A 16,769-nucleotide genomic window follows, 5' to 3' on the forward strand; every position below is an offset into this window, starting at 1 on the left:
CGGTCCCACGCAGAGCGAGCGTGCTTCATTCAACGCGCAGCAGGACCGAAGCGCCCTACTCCGCTTTCGCGTCGCGCCGGAGCAGCGCGCTCACGGCGTCGCGCGGCGTGACACCGTCGAATAGCACGGCGCATACCGCCTGGGTGATCGGCATTTCGATGCCATGTGCGCGCGCGAGCGCCAGCACGGCCTGCGCGCAGCGCACGCCTTCGGCCACGTGGCCGAGTGCGCCGAGGATGTCGTCGAGCGTGCGGCCGCTCGCGAGCTGCTTGCCCACGGTGCGGTTGCGCGAGAGGTCGCCCGTGGCGGTGAGGATGAGGTCGCCGAGGCCGGTCAGTCCCGTGAAGGTCTCGGCGCGCCCGCCGAGCGTGACGCCAAGCCGCGTCATCTCGGCGAGGCCGCGCGTGATGAGCGCCGCGCGTGCGTTCAGGCCGAGGCCCAGGCCATCCGCGATGCCGGTCGCGATCGCGAGCACGTTCTTGACCGCGCCGCCGACCTCCACGCCGACCACGTCGTCGCCTGTATAGATGCGCATCGCGCGGTGATGGAACGCAGCGAGCGTGCGCTCGCGGCAAGCGGCGGAGGCGCTCGCCACCGTCAATGCGACGGGCAGGCCCTCGCTTACTTCGCGCGCGAAGCTCGGCCCCGAAAGCACGCCGTTGCTCGCGTGGCCCGGCAGAACAGCCGCCACGACCTGATGCGGCATCAGTTGCGTTTGCGCCTCAAAGCCCTTGCAGAGCCAGACGAAGTGGGCGGGCACGCGACCCATGTCGCGCAGCGTGCAGAGCATGCCGCGCAGGCCCGCAACGGGCGTGGCGAGCACGACGAGATCCGCCTCGCCCGAAGCATGGTCGAGCGCGGCGGCGAGATCCGTTTCGTATTGGAGAGTCTTGGGCAGCGCGACGCCCGCGAGGTAGCGGGCGTTTTCGTGCGTCTTGCGCAAGGTGTCGACGAGCGCGCCATCGCGCGCCCACAACAGCGTGTGATGCGCCTGGGCGAGATGCCCCGCCAGCGCGGTGCCCCACGCTCCGGCGCCGAGAACGGCGATGTTCATTCCGATACTCCGCACCGGTAGTTCGTGGAAACGATCAACGTACGCTTTAGTGCGTCGCGCTGCTTGCGCCGTCTTGCTGGGCGAGTTGCTGCAGGCGTTGCTCGTAGAGCGCCTGGAAGTTGATCTCGGCCAGGTGGATCGGCGGAAAGCCCGCGCGCGTGATCGCGTCGGCGATGTTCGAGCGCAGGTACGGGAACAGGATGGTCGGGCATGCGATGCCGACGAGCGGATCGACCTGTTCGGCCGGGATGTTGCGGATGTCGAAAATGCCGGCTTGCTTGGCTTCGATCAGGAACGCAACCTTGTCCTTGACCTTGGCCGTGACGGTGCCCGTGACGATGATCTCGAACACCGAATCGGCGAGGCGCTCGGCCTTGACGTCGACTTCCACTTCGACCGAAGGCATGTCCTGCTCAAGGAAGATGGCCGGCGAATTCGGCTGCTCGAGCGACATGTCCTTGAGGTAAATGCGCTGGATGTTGAAGAACGGCTGGTTGTTCTCGTCAGACATGGTGTATGGCTTCCCTGATTGAATGGATTGCGGCGGCACTATCGTGACATCTCAAAGTCGCGATAATGCGCCGCACTACGGCAATGAACGGCAACAGGCCCGCGCAAGCCTCACTGGCTCGCGCGGGCCGAAAACCTGCGTCGGTCCGTCACGCTGCGCAGCCCGCCTGCGGACCGAGGCCGCACGGCTATCGGGCTGCAAATCAGGCTTTGAACCGCCTGTAACCTCAGGCGACTTCGAGCAGCGGCATCAAGCCGCCCGCACGGTCGAGCGCGGAGAGGTCATCGTAACCGCCCACGTGCGTCTCGCCGATGAAAACCTGCGGCACGGTACGCCGGCCGGTGCGCGTCATCATCTCTTCGCGCCGCGCCGGGTCCCGGTCGATCAGCACTTTCTCGATGTGCTCGACGCCGCGCGACTTTAAAAGACGCTCGGCCATCTGGCAATACGGGCACACCTGGGTGCTGTACATGACCACTTTGCTCACTTCGAACCTCCTTGTTTCACGACCGGCATTCCGGCCTGCTGCCAGGCGTTCACGCCGCCGTCCAGCACGTGGACTTCGGCAAAACCGGCGTCCTTCACGAGGCGCAGCGCCTTGTGCGACTGCTGGCCCGTCTGGCAGACCAGCAACACCGGGTTGTTCTTGTTCTTCACGAGCTGGCCGATCTTCGTCTCGAGTTCGCCGAATTCAACCTGGCGCGCCGAGGGCAGATGACCTTTCGCGAATTCACCCGCGGGACGCAGGTCGACCACCACCGCGTTGCGGCGGTTGATGAGCTGCGTCGCCTCGGCGGTAGAAACGCCGCCGCGGCCGCCGCGCTTGAGCGTCGGCCACAGGAGCAACCCTCCTGAGATGAGGACGATCGCGATGAGTACAAGGTTGATGTAATTGGTGAAGAACGTCACGGAGGGTCCGCCGGAAAAAGGGAAAGTCGGAGAAATCGTGCGAAATCGGATTCGGACAATCCGCTCATTATAAAATAACCGTTTGTCGCAGGGTTACCGCCCCCCCAGCCCGGGCGTGCAGCCCGCCGGACTGGACCACCGCCATGGCGTTGCTGCCGCGTTGCGTCTCCCGTCCCCGATTACCGCTTCCTTCACTACCGACCGGCATCCTCATGTACAAACTCGTACTCATCCGCCACGGCGAATCGACGTGGAACAAGGAAAACCGCTTCACCGGCTGGGTGGACGTCGACCTCACCGAGCAGGGCAACCGCGAAGCGCAGCAGGCAGGCCAGCTGCTCAAGGAGTCAGGCTACACGTTCGACATCGCCTACACCTCGGTGCTCAAGCGCGCGATCCGCACGCTCTGGCACGTGCAGGACCAGATGGACCAGATGTACCTGCCCGTCGTCCACTCGTGGCGTCTGAACGAGCGGCATTACGGCGCGCTTTCGGGCCTGAACAAGGCCGAAACGGCCGAGAAGTTCGGCGACGAGCAGGTGCTGGTCTGGCGCCGCAGCTACGACACGCCGCCGCCGGCGCTCGAGCCGACCGACTCGCGCACGGCGTACAACGACCCGCGCTACGCCAAGGTGGCGCGCGAGGAACTGCCGCTCACCGAGTGCCTGAAGGACACGGTCGCGCGCGTGATGCCGATCTGGAACGAGTCGATCGCACCGGCCATCAAGGCGGGCAAGAAGGTGGTGATCGCCGCGCACGGCAATTCGATCCGCGCGCTCGTGAAGTACCTCGACAACATTTCGGATGACGACATCGTCGGCCTGAACATCCCGAACGGCGTGCCGCTCGTCTATGAGCTGGACGAGAACCTCAAGCCCATCAAGCACTACTATCTGGGCGACGCCGAAGCCATCGCGAAGGCGCAGGCCGCCGTTGCGAACCAGGGCAAGAAGGCGGGCTGACGGTCCGCGCTTCCTGTCATCGGCCGCACCCTGGCCCTGCCTTGTTGATTCAGGCAGCCGCCGGTCCGTCGGGCCGGCGGTTATCCGTGGGCCATGCCCTCCGGCCACGCGGGCGCCGTGCGGCTTCGCCCTGGCTGCCCTGGCTGCCATGGCAATTGGTTGCACATTCCCCTTTTCTGCCTTTTTTTTGGGCCTGGCTGGCAAGATTGCCAGCGCCCAGACAGCACCGCGTCAGAACCAAAATTGCGGCACACGGTTTGCGAACCAGGCGACTGCAGCACTGTCTTAGTCCCATCGTACGCGCCATATACACAGCCACGGCGGGTGTGCAGTTATACTTGTCCGTCGCTTTTCCAATAGACGCTGCCACGCGCCTTTTCGACCGCACGCAACATACTCTATGCGAAAGAACCTGAAAAACATCGGCCTGATCGCCGCTGGCCTCGCAACCGGCGTATTCGCCACCCTGCAGATTTCCGCCGAGGCGCAGCAAACCCAGCAGACGGTCGTAGAACCGCTGCCGCTCGACCAGCTGAGGCTCTTCGCCGAAGTGTTCGGTCAAATCAAGCATGAGTATGTCGTGCCGGTGGACGACAAGAAGCTCCTCACCGCCGCCATCAAGGGCATGGTGTCGAGCCTCGACCCACACTCGTCGTATCTCGACAAGACCGATTACCAGGAGCTCCAGGAGCAGACCAAGGGTCGCTTCGCGGGCCTCGGCATCGAAATCTCGTCGGAAGACGGCCTGATCAAGGTCATCTCGCCGATCGAAGACACGCCCGCGTACCGCGCCGGCATCCGTCCGGGCGACCTCATCACGCGTATCAACGACAAGCCGGTGCGCGGCATGACGCTCGACCAGGCGGTCAAGCAGATGCGCGGCGACCCGGGCACGAAGGTCACGCTCACGATCTTCCGCAAGACCGACGACCGCACCTTCCCGCTCACCATCACGCGCGCCATCATCAAGGTGCAGAGCGTGAAGTCGAAGATCCTGCAGCCGGGCTACGCGTACATCCGCGTCACGAGCTTCCAGGAGCGCACGGTCCCCGACCTCGCCCAGAAGCTGCAAGACATCGCGCGCCAGGAACCGAACCTCAAGGGCATCATTCTCGACCTGCGCAACAACGGCGGCGGCCTGCTGCAAAGCGCCGTGGGCGTGGCGGGCGCGTTCCTGCCGCCGGATTCGGTCGTCGTCTCGACGAACGGCCAGATCCCGGACTCGAAGCAGGTCTACCGCGACACCTACGAGAACTACCGCCTGCCGTCGTTCGACGGCGATCCGCTCAAGGGCGAGGCGGCCGAGTTCAAGACCGTGCCGATGGTCGTGCTGACCAACGCCTACTCGGCGTCGGCCTCGGAAATCGTGGCGGGCGCGCTGCAGGACTCGAAGCGTGCGCTCATCGCCGGCAAGACGACGTTCGGCAAGGGCTCGGTGCAAACCGTGCGCCCGATGACGGCCGACACGGCGCTGCGCTTGACCACGGCGTACTACTACACGCCGAGCGGCCGCTCGATCCAGAACAAGGGCATCCGTCCTGATATCGCGGTCGACCAGTACGCCGATGGCGATCCGGACGACGCACTCGTCACGCGCGAAGTGGACTACCAGAACCACCTCGCCAATACGCAGGATCCGGACGAGAAGAAGGAGCAGGACGTGCGCGAGCAGGAGCGCATGGACATGCTGCGACAGCTCGAAGAGCAGAACGACAAGAAGACGCCGGAGCAGCGCCAGAAGGATCGCGAGCGCAAGCCGGTCGAGTTCGGTTCCACCGACGACTTCATGCTCCAGCAGGCGCTGAACAAGCTCCAGGGCAAGCCGGTGGCCGAATCGAAGTCGCCGATGGAGCGCCGCCTCGCGCAGCAGAAGCCGCCTACCTCGGCCTCCGCGCCGATCGCCGTGAAGCCGGGTGCCCTCATCATGGCGCCGGCTCCGGGCTCCGCCGCCGCGCCGGCCTCCGCTCCGGCTCCGGCCAAGTAACACGCCGTACCGCCTCGCGACCCGCGCGTCCTGTGCGCCGGTCGCGAGGCCGCCCCTCCTCCAGCCGCTGGCGTCGTTACAATAACGGCACGGTATTTCCCCGGCGCGCGCTTCCCCATTCAGGGCCATCCAGGCTCTCGAGGTCCATCGCAGCGCCATCGAACCAGCGCATCGCGATGAACGACGACCAACTCCTTCGCTATTCCCGCCATATCCTCGTCGACGAGATCGGCATCGAGGCGCAGCAGCGCTTTCTCGACGCGCATGCGATCGTCGTGGGTGCGGGCGGCCTGGGATCGCCGGCGGCGATGTATCTCGCGGCCTCGGGCGTGGGCACGCTCACGCTCGTCGACAACGACACCGTCGACCTCACCAACCTGCAGCGGCAGATCCTGCACGAGACGGCGTCGGTCGGCCGCGCGAAGGTCGAGTCGGGCCGCGACGCCATCGCGCGCCTGAATCCCGAGGTGAAGGTGAACGCGCTGCAAACACGCATCGACGATGCGTGGCTCGACGCGCAGGTGCCGGGCGCGACCGTCGTGCTCGACTGCACCGACAACTTCGCCACGCGTCACGCCATCAACCGCGCGTGCGTGAAGCACGGCGTGCCGCTCGTCTCGGGCGCTGCGTTGCGCTTCGACGGACAGATCAGCACGTTCGACTTCCGCGACGACGCCTCGCCCTGCTACGCCTGCGTGTTTCCCGAAGACCAGCCGTTCGAGGAAGTGGCGTGCTCGACGATGGGCGTGTTCGCGCCCACAGTGGGCATCATCGGCGCAATGCAGGCTGCCGAGGCGCTGCGCGTGATCGGCGGCATCGGTGCAACGCTCGTCGGGCGGCTCATGATGCTCGACTCGCTGCGCATGGAGTGGAACACGATGCGCGTGGCACGGCAGCCAGACTGTCCGGTGTGCGGCGAGCGTCACCGGCACCCCTGAAGCGCGCGCGAGCCAAGGCATAAAAGAGCCCCGGACATGCCGGGGCTTTGTTCATTTTCGCGTATGTGTGTGGACGCTCAGGCCTGTGCCACACGCAGCAGCGCTGCCTCCAATTCCTCGGGCTCGTAAGCGGCCAGCACCTCCGCCACCGGTTTTTCCAGCGTCTTGAGTTGCGAGCGCAGGATCTCCTGCTTCACCACGAGCAACTGGCTCGGGTGCATCGAAAACTCGGTGAGACCCATGCCGAGCAGCAAACGCGTGAACGACGGGTCGCCCGCCATCTCCCCGCACACCGAAACCGGCACGCCCGCGCGCTTCGCCTCGCGCAGCGTATGCGCGATCAGCTGCAGCACGGCCGGATGCAGCGGATCGTACAGGTCGGCCACCGCATTGTCGGCCCGGTCGATGGCGAGTGCGTACTGAATCAGGTCGTTGGTGCCGATCGAGAGGAAGTCGAGACGGCGCAGGAACATTGGCAGCGCGAGCGCCGCCGCCGGAATCTCGATCATCGCGCCGATCTGGATATTGGGATCGTAGGCAAAACCGGCGTCGTCGAGCTGACGCTTCGCCTCGCGGATCAGGTCGAGCGTCTGGTCGATCTGCTGCGCGTGCGCGAGCATCGGAATCAGAATCTTGACCGAACCGAACGCCGAGGCGCGCAGGATCGCCCGCAGCTGCGTGAGGAACATCTGCGGCTCGGACAGGCTCCAGCGGATCGCGCGCAGGCCGAGCGCCGGGTTCGCGGCCGTCTCGTAACCGTCGCCCGTACTCATGGCGTCGAGCGGCTTGTCCGCGCCCACGTCGATCGTGCGGATCGTCACGGGCAGCCCGTTCATGAGCTCCACCGCGCGGCGGTAGGCGGCGAACTGCTCGTCCTCCTCCGGCAAGTGGTTCTTGTGGTTCATGAACAGGAACTCGGTGCGAAAGAGGCCCACGCCCGTCGCGCCCGAGTCGAGCGCGGCCTGTGCGTCGTCAGGCAGCTCGATGTTCGCGTAGAGCTGGATCTTCGCGCCGCACAGCGTTTGCGTGGGCGAGAACTTCAGGCGCTGCAGCTTGCGCCGCTCGAGCGCCATCTCGCTTTGCCGGTAGGTGTACTCCTCGAGCACGATGGGCGCGGGATCGACGATCACGACGCCATGGTCGCCGTCGACGATGATGAGATCGTCCTGACGGATCAGCGCGCTCGCCTGCTGCACGCCCACCGCCGCCGGAATGCCGAGGCTGCGCGCCACGATGGCCGTGTGCGAGGTGCGCCCGCCCAGATCGGTGACGAAACCCTGGAAGGTTTGCCCCTTGAACTGCAGCATGTCGGCAGGCGCGATGTCGTGCGCGACGACGATCATCTCGTCGCAACCGCCGTGCAGCGAAGGGGGCATGGCGCCCGCGAGCGACTTCAGCACGCGCTCCACGACCTGCTCGATATCGGCCTTGCGCTCGCGCAGGTACTCATCCTCTACGTCGTCGAAGTGACGCGAGAGGCGTTCGAGCTGTTCGGTAAGCGCCCACTCCACATTGAAGCGGCGCGTGCGGATGAGATCGATGGTCTCCTGCACGAGCATCACGTCGTTCAGGATCATGAGGTGAACGCCGATAAATGCGCCCATTTCGGAAGGGGCGTCGGCGGCGAGGTCGGCGCGCAGCGTGGCGAGCTCCCGCTCCACGGCGTGGAGCGCCGCGCGAAAGCGCTCGATTTCGTCTTCGATCTGCGCGTGCTCGATGACGTAATGGTCGACGTCGAGTGCAGCCGGGGCGATCAGATATGCTCGCCCGATGGCTATACCGCGTGATACGGGAATTCCATGCAGCGTGAACGGCACGCGCACCTCCTCTGGTTATTTGATGCTGCGGCAAACCGCTGCAATGCGCTCTCTCAGACCCCGGCGATGATTATAAATTCCAGCGCGGCCGAATGTAGCCATGCACGCGTGTTCTCGCCTGACTGCGGCCTTGTGCAGCAGTCCGCTGCCCGCAAACAAAAACGCCGCGGCAAACCGCGGCGTTCCGAGCAAGGCGCAATGACCACGCGCGTATTACTGACCTTCACCAAACTTATCGGCGATCAGCTTGAGCAGCGCGCTCATGGCGTCGACCTCGTCCGGGCCTTCGGTTTCGATCATCACCGTGCTGCCGATGCCTGCCGCCAGCATCATGACCCCCATGATGCTCTTGGCATTGATGCGGCGGCCGTTGCGGCTCATCCAGATTTCCGACTGATAGTTGCCTGCGAGCTGCGTCAGCTTCGCCGACGCCCGCGCGTGCAGGCCGAGTTTGTTCACGATGGTCGTTTCTTGTTGCAGCATAGGTCGATCCGGACGCGGTGTGTGGAAGTGTGACTGGGTTCTTTCGGTGTGCCTTGTTTTTGGCTTTCAGTGGCGCGCCGCCGGTTCAGGTGCTGCCAGCTGGCCTGAACACGCCAGCCGCGACGCCGCTGGTACAAGCCGCGCCCAGCGTCGCGGCGGCCGGCTGGCTTGCGCTCTGGCCGGCCGCCTGATTCGCGGCGAGCTTCGTCGCGTCGGCAGCGGCTTCAGTGCAGGGCGTGGGCGGGCAGCCGCATTCGCTCGCAGCGGCCGCAACGGGCGGCATGGTCGGGCCGATGGTCTGGACGCCCTTGCTCGCGCCAGCCAGCGCCTTTTCGACGAGCGTGTCGAGCGGCGTTGCACGGTAGCACACAGCGCGCACCAGCATCGGCAGATTCACGCCGGCCAGCACGCGCACTTCGGGCAGCGTGGCGAGGCGCGCCGCGATGTTCGAAGGCGTGGCGCCGAACATGTCGGTCAGCACGAGCGCGCCATTGTCCTCGCGCAAGCGCTCGATCTCCGAATTCGCCTTGGCGACCACTTCTGCCGGGTCGCTGTCGGGGAGCACGTCGAGCGCGCCGATGCGCGCCGGACAACCGCCATAGATATGCGCGATGCACTCGCGTAGCGCGGTGGCGAGCGGTGCGTGCGCAATGATCAGAATCCCTGCCATGTCAGCTTGACTGCAAAAAACGGCTCCGGTTGATGCTCGGACGACCCGTAGATCACGTCCTGCAGCGCCAACCCCGCGGCCAGCCGTGAGCTCGCAGGGTCGGAACACGCGCCGCGCGGCAGCCAAAACGTCTTGTCGACGCCGGCTTGCCAGCCCGGAACGCGGGCTCGCGGCATTGTAGCAGGGTCATTTTCGCGCACGCGAGGCGGTTCTGCTCACAGCGGCGACAGATGTCGCGCGCCATTCACACGCACAGCACACTTGCTCGACCTTTCGTGGTCCGAAACTGCCCGCCAGCCAAAGTCTCGATGGGGCGCCCACCCTGCAAGGCGCCCACGTCTGGCAAATGCAGCCATACACGCGGCTTTCAAGTCCGCGCCTCCAGGTGCGGGCTTCAAATGCGCCCCGGCCCGCGCTCCCAAGCCAGATTCAGGCCAGATTCAGGCCGCCGCGCGCTCCAGCGCGTCGATGAACATGGCGGCCACGTCGAAGCCCGTCTGCTCCATGATTTCGCGGAAACACGTCGGGCTCGTGACATTGACCTCGGTGAGCCAGTCGCCGATGGCATCGAGCCCCACGAGCAGCAGACCGCGTGCCGCGAGCGTCGGGCCGAGGGCTTTGGCGATCTCTATATCGCGTGCGGTGAGCGGCTGCGCAACGCCAAGTCCGCCCGCCGCGAGATTGCCGCGCACTTCATTGCCCTGAGGAATACGCGCGAGCGAATACGGCACCGGCTCGCCGCCGATCAGCAGAATGCGCTTGTCGCCAGCCTTGATTTCGGGGATGAACTTCTGCGCCATCACACTGCGCGCGCCGTCGTGGCTCAGCATCTCGATGATCGAGCCGAGGTTCATACCGTCCGCTTTCACGCGGAACACGCCCATGCCGCCCATGCCGTCGAGCGGCTTGAGGATCACGTCCTGGTGCTCTTCATGGAACTTGCGCAGGCGCGCCGCGCTGCGCGTCACGAGCGTAGGCGCGACGAACTGCGGAAATTCGCCGATGGCGAGCTTTTCCGAGTGATCGCGAATCGACTGCGGCTTGTTGAAGATCTTCGCGCCTGCGCGCTCGGCGATCTCCAGCAGCCACGTGGACGTCACGTACTCCATGTCGAACGGCGGGTCCTTGCGCATGACGACGGCGTCGAAGCCGGTGAGCGCGCGCGAATCGGCCGTCGCTTCGAACCAGGTTTCGCGATGCAGGTCTGCCGTATCGCCGACGATTGCAAAGCGCCGCACGTCGGCCGCCACCTGGCCGTTCACCCACGCGAGGTGCTGAGGCTCGCACGCGAAGAGCGTGTGGCCGCGCTTCGCGGCCTCGGCCATCATCGCGTAGGTCGAGTCCTTGTAGATCTTGAACCGCTCGAGCGGATCGGCGATGAAGAGAATGTCCATATCGTCTCTGCCTTGTCCCTGTCTTGTCGCTGCGTGGCGCCTGGTGTGGTGCCTGCTTTCATGACGGCAACGCCCGCACGGTGGCGGGCGCTGCGTTCAATTGTGTGAATGATACGGCTGGGTCAGACCTGGATCGCCTCGGGGTCGGTCTTCTCCAGCTCGACCGAGGCCGCCAGCAACCCGAGCCGCGCCACCACGCCGTACATGTAAAAGCGGTTCGGCGGCGCCGCACCCGCTTGCGCGCGCGTGTCGGGCAGCGCCGTGTGCTCGAAGCCGAGCGGCACGAAATGCATGCCCGGCGCATTCAGGTTCTGGTCGCGCTCGCGGCTGCCGTGCACGCGGTAGAAGCCGCCCACGACATAGCGGTCGATCATGTACACGACCGGCTCGGCCACTTCGTCGCCGATATGCTCGAACGTGTAGACGCCTTCCTGCACGATCACGTCGTGTACTTCGAGCCCGTCCTTCGTGGCCGACATCTTCGCACGTTCGCGCTTCGTGAGTGCGGCCACCTCAGAGGCGTCGTGCACCGTCATCACACCGCGGCCGTCCGTGCCGGCATCGGACTTGATGACGACATAGGGCTTTTCGGTGATGCCGTACTCGCGGTACTTCTTCGCGATCTTCTTGAGCACGGCGTCGATGGCGCTCGCAAGTTGCTCCTCGCCCGTGCGCGCCTCGAAGTCCACACCTTCCACGTGCGCGAAGTACGGATTGATCATCCAGGGGTCCACGCCCACCATCTTGGCGAACTTCTTCGCCACGTCGTCGTAGCAGGAGAAGTGCGTGGACTTGCGGCGCACCGCCCAGCCCGCGTGTAGCGGCGGCAGCACGTACTGCTCGTGCAGGTTTTCGAGCACGGGCGGAATGCCGCCCGAAAGATCGTTGTTCAGCAGGATCGAGCACGGGTCGAAGTTCTTCAGGCCCACGCGCCGCTGCGACCGCTCGAGCGGTTCGAGCACGATCTTCTGGCCGTCCGCGAGCGAGATCGTGACCGGTCCGGCGATCGTTTCGTCGAGCGTGCCGAAGCGCACGTTCAGGCCTGCCTGGCGCATGATCGTGGCGAGGCGCGCGACGTTCTCCAGATAGAACGCGTTGCGCGTGTGCATCTCCGGAATCACCAGCAGGTTCTTGGCGTCCGGGCAGATCTTTTCGATGGCGGCCATGGCCGCCTGCACGGCGAGCGGCAGCACTTCCTGCGGCAGGCAGTGGAAGGCGCCGGGAAAAAGGTTGGTGTCGACCGGCGCGAGCTTGAAGCCGGCGTTGCGCAGGTCCACCGAAGCGTAGAACGGCGGCGTGTGCTCCTGCCATTCGAGGCGGAACCAGCGCTCGATGGCCGGCGTCGCGTCGAGAATGCGCTGCTCCAGCTCGAGGAGCGGGCCGTTCAACGCCGTAACCAGATGCGGGACCATAAGGGGTGACTCGCAGACGAAATGCTTTGATTGTAGGGAAACCGGCCGTTTATCTGGGGACGATTGCGCCAGATGCAAGACGGGATTGCCCTCATGAATCCCGTCATGAAATCCCGTGAGCACGGTAGGGTCAATCGAGCGTTGCGCGCGCGCGGATATTCATGCCGAATATCCATTCTGGACCGCCCGCGCCACCCGACGCAATTGGGCACACGGATTGAAGGGGCACTATGCGAACGCGCGGACGAGGCGCTTATTCCCCCTCGCGCCCTCCCGCGGGAGCAAAGCCGCACCCGGCGCCAAAGCGCGCAAAAGAAAAAGGGCCCGCCGAAACGGCGGGCCCAGGTCGCTGCTTGCTGCCCTGCTAGATCAAACCATCGAGCGCGGCGCGCTTATTCCACGCGCTCGCCATGCAGAACCACGTCGAGACCTTCGCGCTCGTCTTCTTCCGAAACACGCAGGCCCATCACCATGTCGATCACCTTCAGCAGGACGAAGCTCACCACGCCGCTGTAGATGAGGGTCGTGAGCACGCCCTTGGCTTGCAGGATGACGCTGCCATCCGCGCCGCCGATGTCCTTCACCGCGAACACGCCGGTCAGCAGCGCACCGATGATGCCGCCGATACCGTGCACGCCGAACGCGTCGAGCGAGTCGTCGTAGTTGAACTTGTGCTTGAGCCACGTGGCGGACCAGAAGCAGACCACACCCGCCACCACGCCGATCACGATCGCGCCCAGCACGCCGACGAAGCCCGATGCCGGCGTCACGGCCACGAGACCCGCGACGGCGCCCGAAGCGATACCGAGCACCGACGGCTTGCCCTTGGCGATCCACTCCGCGAACATCCAGCCGAGCGCGGCGCAGGCGGTGGCGATTTGCGTCGTGAGCATCGCGAAGCCGGCACGGCCGTCAGCCGCGACTGCCGAACCCGCGTTGAAGCCGAACCAGCCCACCCACAGCATGGCCGCGCCCGTCAGCGTGAGAACGAGGTTGTGCGGTGCCATCACTTCGCGGCCGTAACCCACACGCTTGCCGAGGACGATACAGCACACGAGGCCTGCGATACCGGCGTTGATGTGCACGACCGTGCCGCCCGCGAAGTCGAGGATGCCGGCGCTGGCGAGCCAGCCCGTCGGCTCCCACACCATGTGTGCGATCGGCGAGTAGACGATGATCGACCACAGCGACATGAACACGAGCATCGCCGAGAACTTCATGCGGTCGGCAAACGCACCGGTAATGAGCGCCGGCGTGATGATCGCGAACGTCATCTGGTAGACGAAGTACACGGTCTCGGGGATGGTCGGCGCGAGGTGGCTCACGGTGAGCGTCGTCGCCTTGTCGCCCTTGATGTAGTTCATGCCCTCAAGGAAGATGCGCGAGAAGCCGCCGATGAACGAGCCGCCGGGCGTGAACGCGATCGAGTAGCCGACCACCGTCCAGATGACGGTGACGACGCAGGTGATCGCGAAGCTCTGCATGAGCGTGGAGAGCACGTTCTTCTTGCGGACCATGCCGCCGTAGAAGAGCGCGAGGCCCGGGATCGTCATGAACAGCACGAGCGCGGTGGAGGTCAGCATCCACGCGGTGTCGCCCGAGTTGATCTTCGACGAATCGACCGAGAACGGCGCGGTCGGTGCGGCAGGCGCGGCGGCTGCGGCTGCCGATGCGTCGGCCGGGGCGCTTGCGGCGGCTGCCGGGGCCGAAGCAGCGTCGGCAGCGGGCGCCGAAGCCGGAGCGGCTGCGGACGCATCGGGTGCCGAAGCGGTGGTGGCCGGCGCGGAGGCCGCGGCGGGCGCGGAGGCGTCGTCCGCCAGCGCGGCGCCGACGCCGCCGGCCAGCAGCGAGCCGGCCATCATCAGGGACATCAAAAGTTTGCGCATCTCGGTTTCCTCTTTCCTCTTGTCTCGGTCTCTTTAGGCTTTACAGCGCGTCGGCGCCGGTCTCGCCGGTGCGGATGCGGATCACTTGTTCGATCGGTGTGACGAAAATCTTGCCGTCGCCGATCTTGCCCGTGCGGGCCGCGCGTTCGACCGCCTCGATGGCCTGCTCGACGATGTCGTCGGCCACAGCGGCTTCGATCTTCACCTTCGGCAGGAAGTCGACGACATACTCCGCGCCGCGGTACAGCTCGGTGTGTCCCTTCTGGCGACCGAAGCCTTTCACCTCCGTCACCGTGATCCCCGAAACGCCGATCGCCGAGAGGGCTTCGCGCGCCTCATCGAGCTTGAACGGCTTGATGATTGCTGTAATGAGTTTCATGTAGTCCTCGCTGTGGTTTGCTTCATTCATTTGTCTGCTTCTGCAACGGGCGCCTTGCGAACGGCGCATGATGCTTCGCCGCGTCGCTGGCACACCGTGAGCCAACCCTCGTTCGGTGCGCGGGGCAGTATTAGCAACACCCGTGCCAATCTGCTGCACTCATCCGCAAAGCCGATGTGATGGACTTCGATGCAAGCGCGCCCAAAGCCGTGGACAATGCCGGTCCGCGCCTTGAGGGGCGCGGCGCGCAAGGGTCTGGCCGAACGGCCAGCGTGGCGCGCACGCGGTGGCGTGGCGGGGGGAACGTTGCTACAGTGTTCTCAGGCATCGCTGCCGCGCTGGGAGCCGCATAGCGGCTGGGAGTGGCCCGCCAGGCCACAACGCGAAGCACACTGGCCGGCGATGCGCACCTGTTGCGCGCACACTTGGCCGTGGCCCTGTGAGTTCGCACCAAGATCGATCACGGTCCGTCGCGGGGCACAGGCGAAACAAAACTTGCACATTTTTTGTGCAGCGAAGGGGAATCGAATGAAGCAACCAAACGACGTATTCAATGATCTGCAGTCACGCGTGAGCGATCTGCTCAAGAATTCGCCGGCGCGCGATGTCGAACGCAATGTTCGCGCAATGTTGTCGCAAGGCTTTTCGAAGCTGGACCTCGTTACGCGCGAGGAATTCGACGCGCAAACGCAGGTGCTCGTGCGCACGCGCCAGCGCCTCGAAGAACTCGAGCGCCGCGTGGCCGAGCTCGAGCAGAAGCTGCCGGTGACTAGCCAGTCCTCCTGATCATTTCTTTGCGCACTCCTGTGCGCAATTGAGTGCAGCGCCACTGCCGCACCACCGCAAGCGATCCGTAGCGTGATCGCAATGGAACCGTAAAGGGGCATACGCCTCACCAGCCTGGCGCATGCGCGGCGCGCGAAGCACGTACGAAGCTCAGTCCGAAGCTTGGTACGACGCGCGCCACTCCCGCATGCGAATCTTCCGGAGAATCCCATGTCGCTTGCCGTGGTGCGCAGCCGCGCGCCGGCTGCTGGCCGCGCGCCCGAAGTCACCGTAGAAGTCCATCTCGCCAACGGGCTGCCGTCGTTTTCGAAGGTGGGGAATTTATTGCACTAACTGAAGCACGGCCGAAATCCCTCGTTCTTGGCCCGGGTCGGAGTTGTCATGGCGCGACGCAGTAAAAGCGCTGGGATGCAAGTGGCGACAGAGCTGTCGCCAAACGGCCAGGACCTGCCGGTCAGCGACCGGGGAAACTTGCCGTTGGAACGGCTGCTTTAATCCGGAACCTGACGGACGAGCTACGCACGCAAGTCGTTCCGATGCGACATTTGGATGTCTACGCTGCAGCGTTTGCGAACGGCAGAAACTGGCCCGGTAGCACGCATTTGCGTAAATAGACTTGCAGCGGCGGCTATCGGACCAAGGTCTATTTGGACGGGCACGCCCAACTGCATATCATGGAAGCGAGTCTGCGTTTCGTGGTTGATATCCCCACCAAGGTCAGTTGGGAGGTCGTCATGGAATGTTCGGTTACGACGCTGGTCACTTCTCCTGCAATGCTGCCGAGCTGTTCCGTATGGGGTCAAAGCGATTCTCTAACCAATGCGCCGGCGGCCGCAGAGCATCCGGACGATGTCGCGCTGCGAGTACCTATGCGACCCGCGCTGATAGCCCTGATTTCCGCGATGCTGCTTGGTGCCTGTGGGGGCGGTAATAACAATGTCAGTACAACGTCGACACAAGCGGTTTCGGTGCCGCTGCAGGCCGCTGTTGCCATTGAGGTCGATAACGGCGACACGGCGAACTTCTCCGTTTCTGGCACGATCGACAACGTTGCCGCCACCGGATCAGGGACGCTGACGGACTCCCCACCTGTGGCAGCGACGTTTGATGGCGCTGCTGTCTTTAAAACCACCGAAACCATTACCGACACCGTGGTTGAGAATGGCACCACTACTACGGTTACGGAGACAAAACAGATTTTCACAGATCCCCAGACATCTGCTGAAGTCGGTCAGATCAACGATGACGGGTCGGTCGATGTCATCACTCAGGTCGATCCTATTCCAGCCGCTGCACCGCTGGGAAGCTCCGGTGTACTTGGCACCGGCACAGAGTATTCGGATACGAGCCAACAGACGGTAGTCGGCACCGTCGAGGAGACGTACTCCGTGGGATCCAGCACAGGTAGTTCCGGAGGATCCAGCACGGGGAGTTCCGGGGGATCCAGCACAGGGACTTCCGGGGGATCCGGCACAGGGACTTCCGGAGGATCCAGCACGGGGAGTTCCGGGGGATCCGGCACAGGGACTTCCGGAGGATCCAGCACGGGGAGTTCCGGGGGATCCAGCACAGGGACTTCCGGGG

Annotated in this window: 16 protein-coding genes and 1 pseudogene; 6 read left to right on the forward strand and 11 right to left on the reverse strand. The window is 64.8% G+C overall.

Annotation, left to right across the window (positions count from 1 at the left end; translation table 11 throughout):
• Positions 1–55: 55 nt before the first annotated feature.
• The 4 genes from M3I54_RS19465 to M3I54_RS19480 all read right to left on the reverse strand — a co-directional run bounded on the left by M3I54_RS19465 (position 56) and on the right by M3I54_RS19480 (position 2,474).
• Positions 56–1,054 (reverse strand): NAD(P)H-dependent glycerol-3-phosphate dehydrogenase, encoded by a 999-nt coding sequence (locus M3I54_RS19465; RefSeq protein ID WP_254338731.1) that lies wholly within the window; start codon positions 1,052–1,054, stop codon positions 56–58.
• Positions 1,055–1,100: 46 nt separating this feature from the next.
• The gene (gene secB / locus M3I54_RS19470) at positions 1,101–1,565 is read right to left on the reverse strand and encodes a protein-export chaperone SecB (RefSeq protein WP_233879248.1); all 465 of its coding nucleotides are present in this window, start codon (positions 1,563–1,565) and stop codon (positions 1,101–1,103) included.
• Positions 1,566–1,791: 226 nt separating this feature from the next.
• Positions 1,792–2,052, reverse strand: coding sequence for a glutaredoxin 3 (grxC, locus tag M3I54_RS19475; protein WP_254338733.1), 261 nt, complete (start codon positions 2,050–2,052; stop codon positions 1,792–1,794).
• Positions 2,049–2,474: a rhodanese-like domain-containing protein gene (locus M3I54_RS19480; protein WP_254338735.1), complete on the reverse strand. Its 426-nt coding sequence runs from the start codon at positions 2,472–2,474 to the stop codon at positions 2,049–2,051. The genes grxC and M3I54_RS19480 overlap by 4 nt, the downstream gene beginning before the upstream one ends.
• A gap of 212 nt (positions 2,475–2,686) precedes the next feature.
• Between M3I54_RS19480 and gpmA the strand changes: the two genes are divergently transcribed.
• From gpmA to M3I54_RS19495, 3 genes are all read left to right on the forward strand, one after another.
• Positions 2,687–3,436, forward strand: a complete 750-nt coding sequence (gene gpmA / locus M3I54_RS19485) for a 2,3-diphosphoglycerate-dependent phosphoglycerate mutase (protein WP_254338737.1) — start codon at positions 2,687–2,689, stop codon at positions 3,434–3,436.
• 400 nt (positions 3,437–3,836) lie between these two features.
• Positions 3,837–5,420: a S41 family peptidase gene (locus tag M3I54_RS19490; RefSeq protein WP_254338739.1), complete on the forward strand. Its 1,584-nt coding sequence runs from the start codon at positions 3,837–3,839 to the stop codon at positions 5,418–5,420.
• A 176-nt stretch (positions 5,421–5,596) separates the two neighbouring features.
• Complete coding sequence (locus M3I54_RS19495; RefSeq protein ID WP_254338741.1) at positions 5,597–6,358, forward strand: molybdopterin-synthase adenylyltransferase MoeB; 762 nt, start codon at positions 5,597–5,599, stop codon at positions 6,356–6,358.
• Positions 6,359–6,435: 77 nt separating this feature from the next.
• Here M3I54_RS19495 and ptsP read toward each other — a convergent pair whose 3' ends face one another.
• The 7 genes from ptsP to M3I54_RS19530 form a co-directional block, all read right to left on the reverse strand.
• On the reverse strand, positions 6,436–8,175 hold the full coding sequence (ptsP, locus tag M3I54_RS19500) for a phosphoenolpyruvate--protein phosphotransferase (RefSeq protein ID WP_254338744.1): 1,740 nt from the start codon (positions 8,173–8,175) through the stop codon (positions 6,436–6,438).
• A gap of 213 nt (positions 8,176–8,388) precedes the next feature.
• Positions 8,389–8,658 (reverse strand): HPr family phosphocarrier protein, encoded by a 270-nt coding sequence (locus tag M3I54_RS19505; RefSeq protein ID WP_254338745.1) that lies wholly within the window; start codon positions 8,656–8,658, stop codon positions 8,389–8,391.
• Between the two features lie 85 nt (positions 8,659–8,743).
• On the reverse strand, positions 8,744–9,328 hold the full coding sequence (locus tag M3I54_RS19510; RefSeq protein WP_254338747.1) for a PTS sugar transporter subunit IIA: 585 nt from the start codon (positions 9,326–9,328) through the stop codon (positions 8,744–8,746).
• A 440-nt stretch (positions 9,329–9,768) separates the two neighbouring features.
• Positions 9,769–10,722, reverse strand: coding sequence for a glutathione synthase (gene gshB / locus M3I54_RS19515; RefSeq protein WP_254338749.1), 954 nt, complete (start codon positions 10,720–10,722; stop codon positions 9,769–9,771).
• A gap of 122 nt (positions 10,723–10,844) precedes the next feature.
• A complete protein-coding gene (gene gshA, locus M3I54_RS19520; protein WP_254338751.1) occupies positions 10,845–12,134 on the reverse strand; it encodes a glutamate--cysteine ligase in 1,290 nt (429 codons plus the stop codon).
• A 392-nt stretch (positions 12,135–12,526) separates the two neighbouring features.
• Positions 12,527–14,020 (reverse strand): ammonium transporter, encoded by a 1,494-nt coding sequence (locus M3I54_RS19525; protein WP_254338753.1) that lies wholly within the window; start codon positions 14,018–14,020, stop codon positions 12,527–12,529.
• Between the two features lie 40 nt (positions 14,021–14,060).
• A complete protein-coding gene (locus tag M3I54_RS19530; RefSeq protein WP_028201804.1) occupies positions 14,061–14,399 on the reverse strand; it encodes a P-II family nitrogen regulator in 339 nt (112 codons plus the stop codon).
• A 528-nt stretch (positions 14,400–14,927) separates the two neighbouring features.
• On the opposite strand from M3I54_RS19530, the gene M3I54_RS19535 reads away from it, so the two are divergent.
• The 3 genes and pseudogenes from M3I54_RS19535 to M3I54_RS19545 form a co-directional block, all read left to right on the forward strand.
• Positions 14,928–15,185: an accessory factor UbiK family protein gene (locus M3I54_RS19535; protein WP_028201802.1), complete on the forward strand. Its 258-nt coding sequence runs from the start codon at positions 14,928–14,930 to the stop codon at positions 15,183–15,185.
• Positions 15,186–15,395: 210 nt separating this feature from the next.
• Positions 15,396–15,503, forward strand: a pseudogene (locus M3I54_RS19540) (magnesium chelatase subunit ChlI); the annotation flags it as partial.
• A gap of 356 nt (positions 15,504–15,859) precedes the next feature.
• Positions 15,860–16,769: hypothetical protein (locus M3I54_RS19545; RefSeq protein WP_254338755.1), on the forward strand; the 910-nt coding region annotated here is incomplete at its 3' end.

This window comes from Paraburkholderia sp. CNPSo 3274 (assembly GCF_024206475.1).
GTDB lineage: Bacteria > Pseudomonadota > Gammaproteobacteria > Burkholderiales > Burkholderiaceae > Paraburkholderia.